9 protein-coding genes are annotated in these 13069 nt (G+C 58.0%); 8 read left to right on the top strand and 1 reads right to left on the bottom strand.

Translation table 11 applies throughout. The features are described from left to right. Positions 1 to 215: 215 nt before the first annotated feature. The gene (locus VQ830_RS25940; RefSeq protein ID WP_438618724.1) at positions 216 to 1238 is read right to left on the bottom strand and encodes an ABC transporter substrate-binding protein; all 1023 of its coding nucleotides are present in this window, start codon (positions 1236 to 1238) and stop codon (positions 216 to 218) included. A gap of 213 nt (positions 1239 to 1451) precedes the next feature. On the opposite strand from VQ830_RS25940, the gene VQ830_RS25935 reads away from it, so the two are divergent. The 8 genes from VQ830_RS25935 (at position 1452) to VQ830_RS25900 (ending at position 11918) form a co-directional block, all read left to right on the top strand. Continuing rightward, positions 1452 to 2192 carry a response regulator transcription factor gene (locus VQ830_RS25935; RefSeq protein ID WP_337271054.1) on the top strand — a complete coding sequence of 247 codons (741 nt, stop codon included), beginning with the start codon at positions 1452 to 1454 and terminating at the stop codon, positions 2190 to 2192. Continuing rightward, positions 2189 to 4306 (top strand): sensor histidine kinase, encoded by a 2118-nt coding sequence (locus VQ830_RS25930; protein ID WP_337271053.1) that lies wholly within the window; start codon positions 2189 to 2191, stop codon positions 4304 to 4306. The genes VQ830_RS25935 and VQ830_RS25930 overlap by 4 nt, the downstream gene beginning before the upstream one ends. 199 nt (positions 4307 to 4505) lie before the next feature. Next, positions 4506 to 5492 (top strand): BMP family protein, encoded by a 987-nt coding sequence (locus VQ830_RS25925; protein WP_337271052.1) that lies wholly within the window; start codon positions 4506 to 4508, stop codon positions 5490 to 5492. An 8-nt stretch (positions 5493 to 5500) separates the two neighbouring features. Beyond that, positions 5501 to 6904: an amidase gene (locus VQ830_RS25920; RefSeq protein ID WP_337271051.1), complete on the top strand. Its 1404-nt coding sequence runs from the start codon at positions 5501 to 5503 to the stop codon at positions 6902 to 6904. Next, positions 6901 to 8439: an ABC transporter ATP-binding protein gene (locus VQ830_RS25915; protein ID WP_337271050.1), complete on the top strand. Its 1539-nt coding sequence runs from the start codon at positions 6901 to 6903 to the stop codon at positions 8437 to 8439. The genes VQ830_RS25920 and VQ830_RS25915 overlap by 4 nt, the downstream gene beginning before the upstream one ends. Then, positions 8429 to 9478: an ABC transporter permease gene (locus tag VQ830_RS25910; protein WP_337271049.1), complete on the top strand. Its 1050-nt coding sequence runs from the start codon at positions 8429 to 8431 to the stop codon at positions 9476 to 9478. Before VQ830_RS25915 ends, VQ830_RS25910 begins: the two co-directional genes overlap by 11 nt. Next, entirely contained in the window at positions 9475 to 10419 is a 945-nt protein-coding gene (locus VQ830_RS25905) for an ABC transporter permease (RefSeq protein ID WP_337271048.1), read from the top strand. The genes VQ830_RS25910 and VQ830_RS25905 overlap by 4 nt, the downstream gene beginning before the upstream one ends. A gap of 32 nt (positions 10420 to 10451) precedes the next feature. Next, positions 10452 to 11918 carry an amidohydrolase family protein gene (locus VQ830_RS25900; protein WP_337271047.1) on the top strand — a complete coding sequence of 489 codons (1467 nt, stop codon included), beginning with the start codon at positions 10452 to 10454 and terminating at the stop codon, positions 11916 to 11918. Positions 11919 to 13069 lie beyond the last annotated feature (1151 nt).

The following is a 13069-nucleotide window of genomic DNA, read 5'->3' as shown; positions in this document are numbered from 1 at the left end:
GAGATCTGCAAAACCCCAACAGGATAAGCCGAAAGGCTGGAAGTGTGACTGTCCCTCTATCTTCACCTGCATCTCAGTGATCCGTTCTATCGGCGGAGGTGCCTCTTTCATGCCACCTCCTGTTGCGTGCGTCTGATTGAGGCGAATAAGCGGACAAAGCTTCGGCGGCGGTGCGGTAAGGCACCGGTGCTCGCATGGTCCAAAGGTAATGCTGGTCAGTTTGTGGGATTAATCTCGGTGTCGAACCGGCTTAACAGCCGACTTCGCTGTTCAGGTGATCCAAAGGTTGCAAAGTCGTAATCCACCATCTTGATCATCGAGATATCAGGAGCTGCAAGTGGTAGCACGGCTCTGGCATTGGATGGGACCTGGTTCTGGCCAGCTTGCGCCCCCGTCGCCTGGCCCTCAGGGCTCAGGGCAAAATCAACAAAACGTTTTGCTTCTTCCAGATTGCGGCTGCCCTTGATGATACTCACCGCACCTATTTCGTAGCCGGTCCCCTCGCAGGGCGCGACGATAACAAGTGGAGCGCCCGCTTCTTTTTGGGTGACAGCGTCGTGCATGAAGGAAATTCCGATCATCACCTCGCCCCTTGCTGCGGCTTTCACGGGCTCGGCGCCTGCCTTCGTGTAGTCCATGATGTTCCGATCGAGTTCGCGCATATAGGCAAAGGCTTCATCTTCGCCGAGCAACTGGACAAGGGTCACGAGCGTTGTGAACGCTGTGCCGGATGAATGCGGGTTGCCCGACAGAATGTGTCCTTTGTAAATCGGCTTCGTAAGGTCCTTCCAACAATTCGGCGCCGGTAATCCGGCAGCCGACAGAAGATCGCGGTTGTAGGCAAAGCCAAGCGCTCCGGCGTAGATGCCGACAGAAGTGCCGCCGGAAAGCGAGAAGAAATTGCGCGCCCAGGGGAGAAGATCTGCCTCCTGCCTTGGATGATACGGCTCCAATAACCCTTCATATGCTGCCTGAAGATGGGTAACGCCCGTGCCGCCCCACCAGACATCAAAGGCAGGCGCCTCTTTTTCCATTCGCACACGATCGAGGATTTCGCCGGTGCTCATGCGAGGCATATTGACCTTAAGACCGGTCTTTGCCTCATAGGTCTTTTCCATGACAGCGCACCAGGCTTCGTCGACGCCGCAAAGAACATTGAGCGTCTCAGCCGCTTGGCACGTCAGGGCCGTTGCAAGGGCTAGGAAAAGCCCAGCACTGATTGCGCCTAAAAACCTCACATCGTCCTCCCGTGGAACCTCCCCGTTCCATATGGGAAAGCATGTCTTTAATGGCGCCCGCTGGCAATGGGAACAATGGTTACCAATCTTTCACCACTCTGCGGCACCGGTTGCAGAAGTTGCAAATATTACAATTATGACAGCCGCTGATAACGACCAAGTCTTTGGCGTTTTCTTCCAGGACCGCTATGATGGTTGCGGGAGGACTGCAGCGTGTTAAGCCAAAAAATAAAGATTCTGATCGTCGAGGACGATCCGGACATGGCGGAGCTTATTTGCGACCTAGTCGAGGCAGAGGGATGGGTCCCGGTCACGGCACCCTCTGCCGAGGCTGCACAAGAGCGGCTACAGAATGAAACCGTTCAGCTCGTGCTCGTCGATCACAATTTACCGGGTCTTTCCGGCCGCGCCTTTGCGCAGAGACTGAGAGCCCACACAAATGTCGGCATCGTCATGGTGACCGCGGCCGGGAGCGCCACCGACCGGGTCCTCGGACTTGAAACGGCCGCTGATGACTATGTGGTCAAACCATTCGAGCCCGTCGAACTCACAGCCAGAATTAAGGCTGTACTCCGACGCACCCATCCACAATTGCGCCAGGAGCGGGAGACGGAGCGCGAGCAGCCCTCGGCATCGTTGCGGCTGGGTGACTGGGCGATCGATCTCGACCAACGGCGCGCCCATTGTCTCAAGGACCCCACGAAGACGCTGACGACCGCGGAATTTGCGCTACTCGAAATATTGGCGGAAACGCCGAATCTGCCTGTCAGCCGAGCGCGTATCCTCGATCGTATGGGCGCAGAAACGGATCGCTTCGTAGACAGAAACGTCGATGTCCTGGTCCTGCGCCTTCGTCGCAAGATCGAGCGCAATCCGGACTTGCCCCGTCATATCCAGACCCGGCGCGGCAAGGGATATGTGTTGCACACTGACGAGGCCGGGCCATCATCTTGATCAACAGAGCCTTCCTCTCTTCCATCGCCTTCCGGTTGCCTTTCGCCATCGCCTTCATTTGTGTCTCGGTGCTGATTTTGTCCTCGGTTGCCATCTACGGGCTACAGCGGGCTCGAAACGAGATGTCGATCTACAGCGTTCAGGCTTTTTCGAGTCTCGCGAAGGCATCTTTGGTTTCCCGGCAGGTCTCCGATCTCGTTTCGAGTGCGCCATTCCTGACGAACGCCACCTCGCCCTACAGGGTCTCCAGCGAAAGCCGCGCTGTCATCGCCCAGGCCGAGATGCTTCTCGAAACCATGTCATCCGATCAATCGAATGCCATGCTTCAGGATTTGGGCTCGCGCAAGATTATCGAATTGCTCAAAAGCATCGAAGCGCAGACGCTCGCACTCGCCAAGAACGCAGATACTGCGCAGGGACACAAGGCCGACGCCGCCCTTGCGCTGGGGGAGATCGCAACTGTACGGACCATTCCAGATCAGGATCTTAGACACCGCTTGAATGGGATTGCGCAGTCGGCATCCTCATCGGATAGCCTTTTTCAGCTCGGCGAGCTGCAAAGACGGTATGTCGCGGAGACATCAATGCGTGTGTCCTCTTCCGGGTCGGCCCTCACCCCCGAGCAACTTGGCCCCTATAGTAGAATCTTTGAGGCGCAGACACGCTACCTTCTGGATATGTTTACGATCCGCGCTGCGATCTCAAGGCTGCATACGGTCTCGCGCGATCTTTCGCATGCGACCGAAACGCAAAGCGAACTGGTCGCGCAAGCGCTGAACCAAAACCTCGAATCTACGTCGAGCGCGCTCCGAAAACTTCTCGTCATGATCGTCATCGCATCCCTTGCAGTCCTCGTCCTTGCGATCCTTTCCATCCGCTCTGTCATGCGGGTGTCGCATGGGATCGGCGGTCTTGCGCGCGGCATGTACGCTCTAGCGCGCGGGGAGGACAATGTCGGTCCACCTGTCTATAGCGGCACGGAGACAGAGTTAATCCGCCTGCTTGACGCTTTTCGCGCCTTCAAGGAAAGCGTTGACCGCGTATCACGCCTCAGGCGGACGGCGGAAGCGGCGGCGCGTACCATCCGATCGACCTTCCGCACCATGAACGAAGGCATTGCGCTCTTCGATGCCAATGGTGTTCCCATCACCATGAACCGTCGCATCATCGAGCTTCTGCGCCAGACGGGTTCATCGCGAAAAATGGCCTTGCGCCGCTTCGTGACAACAGTTCCGGAGATCAATCCGGCACTCTTGCCGTCCGAAAGAGAACCCGGTTCGCTCGTTGAACGCCAGCTTGTACGACATCGGTTTTCCGACGATCAGGTCGTGGAAATTTCTGCATCGCGTCAACAAGACGGCGGGGTGGTTTTGCTTGCCCGGGACGTCACGGCCATGGACAGACAGGAGGTGGAATCCGCCAGGGCCCAACGCCTCGACGTTGTGATGCGCATGACCCATCAGGTGAGCCACGAGGTCGGCAACATGATCGGCATCATCACGGGTAGTCTTGGATTGCTGGAACGAGAGTCCGGCTTTACGGAAAAACAGAAGCGTCATTTGGGGCGCATCAGAAAGGCGGCCGAACGGGGACGCGCGCTCGCAAGCAGCATGCTGTCTATCGGAAGCCAACAGCAGATTCGTCCGGCATGGATTGATGTCAGCGCGGTTATCCACGGCATGGCCGACGTTCTCGAGATGGCGATCGGGAGCCGAAATCGACTGGAACTCGTGCTCTGCCCCGATTTACCGACCATCAGCCTCGATCCGGCACTTCTAGAGCAGTCCATTCTCAATCTTTGCCTCAATGCCTATGCCGCCATGCCGGAGGGCGGAGTTATCCGTGTCGAAACACACATCGAAAGCACGACGCTGATCATTATTGTCCTCGATGAAGGTGTGGGCATGTCGCCGGAAGTGCTGGACAAAGCGCTCGAGCCTTATTTTACCACCCGCTCCAAGACGGGCGGATCAGGACTTGGACTGGCCATGGTCTACGGCTTTGTTCGACAGTCCGGCGGCGATGTCAGGATCACGTCCCGGCCTGGAGACGGCACCCGCGTGGAGCTCTGTTTTCCTCTTGTTGAAAAAGCACATGCCGCTGTTCAGGGATGAATGTCAGCGAGCTCATCTCAACCGCCATGCGCGGCCTGCAGCTATACCTGCTGCACTTATCTTCAGCCTGAGACCAATAATCGCTCACGTGGGGCGCGAAATCGTAATTGCCTATTTGCTCGTCACTTCGTTTTCTTGACTTCAAAATGTGCAGTCGCTATCGATTTACCAACTGGTAAAAATCAGGGGAACGATACCAATGACCACCAAACTGCTTTTCTCCCGCCGCGGCGTGCTTGCGTCCGGCCTCGCTCTCAGTGCGTCTGCGCTCGTGCCAACGGCGCGCGCTGCAGCTCCGATCAAGGTTGCCGGCATTCATGGCTCGCCGGTCGAAAACGCCTGGAACTCGGTTTTGCACAAGGCACTCCAGGACGCCGCCAAAGAAGGCGTGATCGAGTATGTGTTCTCCGAAGGGGTTTCGGGCACAGACTATCCACGGGCCATGCGCGAATATGCCGAGCAAGGTGCAAAGTTGATCATCGGCGAAACCTTCCCGGTGGAAAAGCAGGCGCGCGAAGTGGCCGGCGACTACCCGGACACGGCCTTTGTCATGGGCTCGAGCGGCAAGCAGGCCGGTGATAATTTCGGCGTGTTTGGCACCTGGAATTTTGATGGCGCCTATCTCGCGGGCATGCTGGCGGGCAAGATGACCAAATCGAATGTCGTCGGCTCCGTAGGTGCGATGCCGATCCCCGAAGTCAACATGCTGATCAATGCCTTTGCCTTGGGAGTAAAAGCGGTTAATCCCAATGCCAAGCATCTGGTGACTTTCATTGGCACATTCTTCGATCCTCCCAAAGCACGCGAGGCAGGTCTCGCACAGATCGACGCTGGCGCCGACATTCTGTTTGGCGAGCGGATTGGCACCGCCGATGCCGCCAAGGAACGGAAGATAAAATCCGTCGGCTCGCTGATTGACTATACGCCGCGCTACCCCGACACGGTCTTTGCCAATGCGCTTTGGAATTTCCGCCCGATCCTCAATGCGGCTCTCGCCGATGTCGCGGCCGGAAAGCCCACGGGTCGCGATTACACCGCCTACGGCCTGATGAAGGAAGGCGGGAGCGATATCGTCTACGTCAAGGGCGTCGCACCCGCCGATGCGGAGGCAGCCATGGAAGCCAAGCGCACCGAGATCAAAGCTGGGAAATTCGAAGTGCCGAAGATCATGGACGAACCGAAGTAATCGCTTCCATGTTGGCAGATGCAACGGCGTTGGCGGAAGCGATCTCGGGCGGCCGCCTTTCCAGCAAAGAGGCCATGCAGGCGTCTCTTGAGGCGGCAACCGTCGCGGCTGATCTAGGCAGCATAGCCTATCTGGATGCGGAGAAAGGACTGTCGTCGGCAGACAAAATCGACAGCCTGCCACGCGAAGCGCTCAAAGCAATGCCTTTTGCCGGGGTGCCGAGCCTTGCCAAAGACTTGGGAGGCCCGTTTGCTGGCTTTCCCGTCACAGCCGGCTCAGCTCTCATGACGCGGCGAGGCGGTCTGATCGATTCTGATCTGGCAGAGCGTTTTCGTGCGGCCGGCCTCTGCGTGTTCGGACTGACGACAAGCCCGGAATTTGGCCTGTCTCTTTCGAGTGAACCTGCCGTCGGCCCTGTTGCTCGCAATCCGCTCGCACCGCATCTTTCGGCTGGCGGCTCATCCGGGGGTGCAGCGGCTGCGGTCGCCGCGGGCATCGTCTCCATTGCTCACGCCACCGATGCCGGCGGCTCCATTCGTGTGCCCGCTGCTTGCTGTGGCCTTTTCGGGATGAAACCCAGCCGCGGCCTGATGCCGGCAGGACCGCATTTCGGCAACCATCTGGGCGGCATCGCCACGGAACTCGCCATCTGCCGTTCGGTCCGGGACACAGCGGCCATTTTGACAGCCCTTTCGGGCAATGCTCGCGGGCCGTTTCCGCCGGTTGCTTTGCAAAGCGCGCCGCAACAGAGCCTGCGGATCGGCGTTTTAAGCGAAACCGGCACCGATCTACCAACGACCTCTGAACGAAGCGAGGTCGTCGAAGAGGCGGCGCGCTTCCTTCAAGCAGCAGGGCATCGGCTCGTACCGATCCCTTTCACCACTATTGAGGCCGTTGCCGAGACCAGTCGCCGTGCCTTCGTGGAGATCGTCTGCATCAATCTAGCCGAGACCTTTACGCGTTTCGACCTCGACGCCGGAAGGACCGAGGTCCTGACACAAGCTGTTATCGAGCGCGGATTGCAGATCTCTGCTCGCAGTCTTTGGCAGAGCCTCAATGCCATGGTTCTGGTGAGCCGCGATCTCTGGCGTCTCTTCGATGAAATTGACTGTCTGCTCAGTCCGATCCTTTCTTCAGCGCCACTTCCGATCGGCTCTTTTCCGAGCAACCACACCGATACAGATTTGCATTTTCACCGCATGGCGGCTCTTGCTCCGCTAGCAGCCCTTGCCAATGCCTCAGGCTTTCCGGCGCTGACCCTGCCCTTTGGAGCGGATGCGGACGGTTTGCCATTGCCCGTGCAAATCATGGCGCCTATGGGCGCGGAGGCTTTGCTATTGCAGCTTGCCGGCAGCTTGGAGCAGGATGGCCGCTGGCAACACCCCTTCCCCATTGCAGGATGGCCCGCATGAGCACACCCGTTCTTGAAATCGAGGGTGTCAGCAAACGCTTCGGCTCGACGCTTGCCAACGACAATATTTCACTTTCCCTCGCGAAGGGCGAGATCGTTGCGTTGCTGGGCGAAAATGGCGCAGGCAAGACGACGCTAATGAGTATTCTCTTCGGCCATTATGTGCCAGATACCGGACAGGTCCTCGTGGATGGCGAGGCGCTACCTCCGGGCCAGCCCCGCGCCGCCATCCGCGCTGGGATCGGCATGGTTCATCAGCATTTTGCCTTGGCACCCAATCTGACCGTGCTGGAAAACGTCATGACCGGCACTCAAAGCCTGCGATCGCTTGTTCTTAAACGCGCTGAAGCCCGCGTCAGACTTGTGGCGATCTCCAAGCGTTTTGGTCTCAAAGTCGATCCTGACGCGCGGCTTGGTGATCTTTCCGTTGGCGAGCAGCAGCGGGTCGAGATCCTGAAAGCCCTCTACAATGACGCGCGCATTCTCGTGTTGGACGAACCGACGGCTGTCCTTACGCAAATCGAGGCGGAACATTTATTCTCCACATTGAAGGGTATGGCCCGCCAGGGACTTTCCCTGATCTTCATCTCGCATAAGCTCGATGAGGTCATGGCAACGGCCGACCGCGTTGTCGTTCTTCGCGGCGGACGCCATGTGGCGGAGCGGAGAGCTGCCGAAACGAGTAAGGCTGAACTCGCCGAGCTTATGGTCGGACGCACTGTTGAGCGTCCGGTGCGCGATGCAGCAACCCCCGGGGAGGTGGTGCTGGAAGCTGCAGCTTTGACGGTGCGCAGCGGCGGCGTTGATCGCTTGAAGCGGATAGATTTTCGCTTACGCTCCGGAGAAGTGCTCGGCATCATTGGCGTTTCCGGTAATGGCCAGGCGACGCTGGCACAGCTCCTTTCGGGCACGCTCTCAAAAACAAGCGGTGATCTTCATCTGTTCGGGCAGCCCGTTGATATGCTGACTGTTTCAGGCGTCGTCTCTGCGGGTATCGGGCGCATACCGGAGGACCGCAACAAGGAAGGCGCCATCGGAGAAATGGCAATTTGGGAAAATGCGGTGCTGGAACGCTTGCCTGCCTTCTCCCGGTACGGATTGGTGGATCGCAAGGCGGCGATGGACTTTGCAAAACGGATCATCGAGCTTTTCGATGTGCGCGGCGGCAGCCCCGGCAGCCGTACTCGGTTGCTCTCCGGCGGGAACATGCAGAAGCTTATCCTCGGGCGAAACCTCATCGAGCGGCCACGTATCCTCATAGCGGCGCAGCCTGCGCGTGGGCTGGACGAAGGTGCGGTCGCCGCCGTCCATGAGCGCATTTTGAATGCACGACGGGAGGGCACGGCGGTACTGTTGATTTCCGAAGATCTCGACGAGGTGATGGCCTTGGCCGATCGCATCCAGGCGATCGTCGGCGGCAGGCTTTCGCCGCCAATTGCCGCAGAGGAGGCATCGGCCCGCCGGCTCGGTTTGATGATGGCGGGTGAATGGCCTGGCAGCGAGGCAAGGCAGGAAGAGATGGTTCATGCGGTTTGAACGGCGCGAACACAGACCGCTGGCCCTCGTGATCGCCACGCCGCTGATAGCAGTGGTTGCAGCCCTTGCGATCGCAGGCCTATTGATTGCCATTGCCGGGGCGCCGGTTCTTGAGGCTTATTGGCGCATTTTGAAAGGTGCCTACGGCTCTCGTCTTTCCACGACGGAGACTTTGACGCGCGCTACCCCTCTGATACTCACCGGCCTTGCCGCAGCTGTCGCCTTTCGGGCGCGGCTGTGGAACATCGGCGGCGAAGGGCAGCTCTATCTCGGCGCCATCACAGTTGCTTGGGCGAGTTCCCATTTTATTGGAAATTGGCCATCGGCCCTGCAGATTCCAATGCTTCTCGTTCTCGGCGCGCTGGCCGGCATGGTCCTTCTTCTCGTACCTCTATGGTTACGGCTTCGCTTTTCCGTTGATGAGGTGGTGACGACCTTGCTTTTGAACTTCGTTGCCGTGCTCTTCGTGTCGATGTTGATCGACACCGTACTGAAAGACCCGACAGCCTTCGGATGGCCCCAATCGCAGTCCGTTGCCGATGCCGCGATGCTGCCGAAGCTTCTGGCGCGCTCTCGCCTCAATTTCGGGCTTGTCATCGCAATTGGGCTAGCGCTGATCCTTGCTTTCGTGCAGTCGCGCACCGTCTTTGGCATGCAGTCGCGTGCCGCAGGCCTCAATCCATCCGGCGCCCTGTTTGCCGGCGTGCCGCTGGGACGTACCTTGGTGGCCGTTGCCTGCCTATCCGGTGGATTGGCCGGTTTGGCTGGTGCCGTAGAGGTGATGGGCGTCAAAGGTTATGTCACTACCGATCTTTCCCCAGGCTATGGCTATTCGGGGATCGTGGTGGCCATGCTCGCCAATCTCAATCCCTTCGGAGTGGTGCTGGCAGCAATCTTTACCGCAACTATGTTCGTCGGCGCCGATGGCATGAGCCGTGCCTTGGGTATTCCAAGCTACATTGCAGATGTCATCGTGGCGCTATCCTTGCTGACCATGCTGATCGCCGTCTTCTTCACGCAGTATAGGATCCGCCGATGAGCGCCATTTTCGACATCATCGCATCAGCAGGGCTTTGGGCGGCCGTCATGCGGATTGCAACCCCGCTGATCCTCGGCACGCTCGGTGCTCTTCTCAGCGAAAGATCGGGCGTCCTCAATCTCGGCATTGAGGGCATTATGACCTTTGGCGCTATGATCGGCTGGCTGACCGTCTATCATGGTGGCGATCTCTGGACGGGTTTCCTGGCCGCAGCCTTCGCGGGAGCGCTGTTCGGATTTCTTCATGCGGTTCTCACTGTGACGCTTGGGCTCTCGCAGCATGTCGCAGGTCTCGGCGTTACACTGTTCGCCTCCAGCTTCAGCTATTATGTGTTCCGCCTTGTCGTTCCGGTGGCCGGCACGCCTCCGACCATCAAGCCGTTCCAACCGATCAGTATATCTGGTATCAGCGATCTTCCCTTCATTGGTCCGGCGTTCTTTACACAGACGTCGCCGACCTATCTGGCCATTTTCCTCGCCTTTGTCCTGACCTATCTGATCTTTCGCACGCCGCTTGGTCTCGCAATCCGCATGACGGGTGAAAATCCGCATGCTGCGGAAGCACAGGGAATTAATCCCATTGTGATGCGCTATGGGGCGGTGATGGCCGGCAGTGCTCTCATGGCCATGGCAGGGGCCTTTCTTACGCTTTCTGCCTTCAACAGTTTCTTCCCTACGATGGTGCAAGGGCGAGGCTGGATCTGCATTGCTCTTGTCGTCTTCGCGTCATGGCGGCCTGAAAGGGCGCTGCTTGGCGCCTTGCTGTTTGCCTTCTTCGACGGCTTTCAGCTGCGGCTGCAGACGGTGCTGGGCGGGGCCGTGCCTTACCAGCTGTTCCTGATGATCCCCTATCTCCTGTCGATCGCCGCTCTTGCGCTGATGGCGCGCCGCGCGCGGGTTCCACAGGCCCTCATGCAACCTTATAGGCGCGGCGAGCGCTGAAGCCTGTCTTTGGCTCAATGGAGGAATTTTCCATGTTCGATCTCATCATTCGCAAGGCGAACCTGCCGGACGGGCGCGAAGCTTTTGACATTGGTGTTACCGGCGGCAAAATCAAAGCGATCGAAAAACATATCGATGCGACGTTTGGCGAGGAGATCGACGCGACGGGACGCTTGGTCAGCCCTCCATTCTGCGATCCACATTTCCACATGGATGCAACACTATCGCTTGGCATGCCGCGCATGAATGTCTCGGGCACGCTTCTTGAAGGTATTGCGCTATGGGGCGAACTCAGACCGCAGTTGACGAAGGAGGCGCTTGTCGACAGGGCGCTGCGTTACTGCGACCTTGCCGTCACCCAAGGCCTTCTCTTTATTCGTAGCCATGTCGATACATCCGATCCAAGGCTGGTCACGGCGCAAGCCCTGATCGAGGTGCGCGAACGGGTCGCGCCTTACATTAGGCTTCAGCTTGTTGCATTCCCGCAGGACGGTTACTACCGCGCAGCCGATGGGGCAAAGTCCCTTGAAAGAGCGCTCGACATGGGGCTCGACATCGTCGGTGGCATTCCCCATTTCGAGCGAACCATGGACGACGGGCGAAAGTCGTTGGAAGTACTTTGCCGCCTCGCTGCCGAGCGCGGCTTGCCCGTGGATATCCACTGCGACGAGACCGACGATCCATTGTCGCGGCACATCGAAACCCTGGCAGCCGAGACGGTACGATACGGTTTGCAAGGCAGGGTGGCTGGCTCCCACCTCACCTCCATGCACTCCATGGATAACTATTATGTCTCCAAGCTCATTCCCCTGATGGCCGAAGCCGAGATCAACGTCATTCCCAATCCGCTGATCAACATCATGCTGCAGGGCCGGCACGACACATATCCCAAGCGCCGAGGCATCACGCGGGTGCGCGAACTGATGGCTGCCGGTCTTAACGTCTCATTTGGTCAGGACTGCACCATGGATCCCTGGTACTCCATGGGATCTGCCGACATGCTGGAGGTCGGCCATATGGCGATCCATGTCGCGCAAATGGGCGGCATCGAAGACAAANATCCCAAGCGCCGAGGCATCACGCGGGTGCGCGAACTGATGGCTGCCGGTCTTAACGTCTCATTTGGTCAGGACTGCACCATGGATCCCTGGTACTCCATGGGATCTGCCGACATGCTGGAGGTCGGCCATATGGCGATCCATGTCGCGCAAATGGGCGGCATCGAAGACAAACAGAAGATCTTCGAGGCGCTGACGACCAATTCGGCGAAGACGATGGGGCTTGAGGGCTATGGGCTTGAGGTCGGCTGTAACGCCGACCTCGTGGTGCTACAGGCTGCCGATGTCATTGAGGCACTGCGTCTCAAACCAACGCGCCTGGTCGTCGTCAAGGCAGGCAAAGTCATCGCCGCCAGCCCACCGCGGATCGGGAAGCTTTTCCTGGATGACCGCCCGACGGAAATCGATCCTGGCCGAGATTATGTGCCGAGGAAAGGCTAATCTCCGAGATGTCGCGCAGGAAAGATCTCGCGCTCTGAAGGGCAAACCAGTCGTTGCACGATAGATCAACGCTAGTTGCTCTCAGTGAGCTGGATGCGCGATCGCGGAGGCGCTCCTTCTGTTATGTCTCTCCGATGCTGATACAGCGTGTTCAACGACACGGGTGACCTTTGGCGGATTGGGCCACCTATCCGATGCCGTTGAACAATGGCGGACGTACTTACGAATAGGGAACGTCAGCCCGGCCCCCAAAGGCCGAGATCCAGTGTTACCCAATGAACCAGCACCGCCACCAAACCTGCCCCAGGTATCCCACCACGAAGACGATGTTCTGCTTTTGGGCAAAAAGTAAGCCTTTGAATTTCCAAGGAATAGCTTACCGACAAGAAGCGATTTCAATGGTCGTTTCCGTCACCAATGAGGGTGCCGAAGAAGCCGTATCGCTGTCGGTGAAGTAATGCGCATGAGTTCATACTGAACTCGGTCTGGCTTCTCACTATGTGAATAAAAGAAGCCCTCGTCCAGTCGAAAATCACTTGAGCTCGTCATTTATTGTCTCGGTTGATGCTAGCACAGAGTGCCGTACTCCGGCAAACGATCTCGCCGCCTTACAGGCTTTTAGGCACGAAGGATGGCACGTCCGCACAGGATCGTCTGTTCAGTTGAAATGGCCTACAGGTGCGATTGCGCGTGATACCGCGGCTTCTCGTTGCGCTCCTGGCCAGCCTGAATAAAGCTGATAGTATCTCCATCACACGACTGACCGCAGCAAAAGTCCGGGTCCCACTTCTGAACTTACCATTGCTAACCTCCGGCATTCATCATCTCTTGGATCAGGAGAAACGTGCAATCACCTCCACGAAATTGCTTGGATCTGGTGGCTCCCTTTCCTTCTCTGCTCTAGACACGAAAAGCAGCTCGTGCTGCGCGGCATTCAAAGGCAACGCCGGCGCAAGGACGCCAAGATAGTCGTCATTTCACATCTGCCGCCTTTCAGAGGGTGGCATGAGTTTTCTTTGCAGAAAATGATATGTTGGATCAACAGACGCACGCCCTGCCCCCCCCTAACTGAAGCTCGCATCACAAGGCTTTCAAGCAAGCTCCACGAATAGCGGGAAAATGGGCATCTGAAAGACTCTTGTGCCTTCAGA

It is taken from the genome of Oryzifoliimicrobium ureilyticum (assembly GCF_037199735.1).
Lineage (GTDB): Bacteria > Pseudomonadota > Alphaproteobacteria > Rhizobiales > Rhizobiaceae > Rhizobium > Rhizobium ureilyticus.
The sequence above is the reverse complement of the archived record's forward strand: the minus strand, read 5'-3'. Positions and strand labels throughout refer to the sequence as shown.

Bases quoted from the DNA above. Each gene is read 5' to 3' on its own strand.
- VQ830_RS25925 (WP_337271052.1), top strand. From the start codon at position 4,506: ATGACCACCAAACTGCTTTTCTCCCGCCGCGGCGTGCTTGCGTCCGGC.
- VQ830_RS25910 (WP_337271049.1), top strand. From the start codon at position 8,429: ATGCGGTTTGAACGGCGCGAACACAGACCGCTGGCCCTCGTGATCGCC.
- VQ830_RS25915 (WP_337271050.1), top strand. From the start codon at position 6,901: ATGAGCACACCCGTTCTTGAAATCGAGGGTGTCAGCAAACGCTTCGGC.
- VQ830_RS25905 (WP_337271048.1), top strand. From the start codon at position 9,475: ATGAGCGCCATTTTCGACATCATCGCATCAGCAGGGCTTTGGGCGGCC.
- VQ830_RS25920 (WP_337271051.1), top strand. From the start codon at position 5,501: ATGTTGGCAGATGCAACGGCGTTGGCGGAAGCGATCTCGGGCGGCCGC.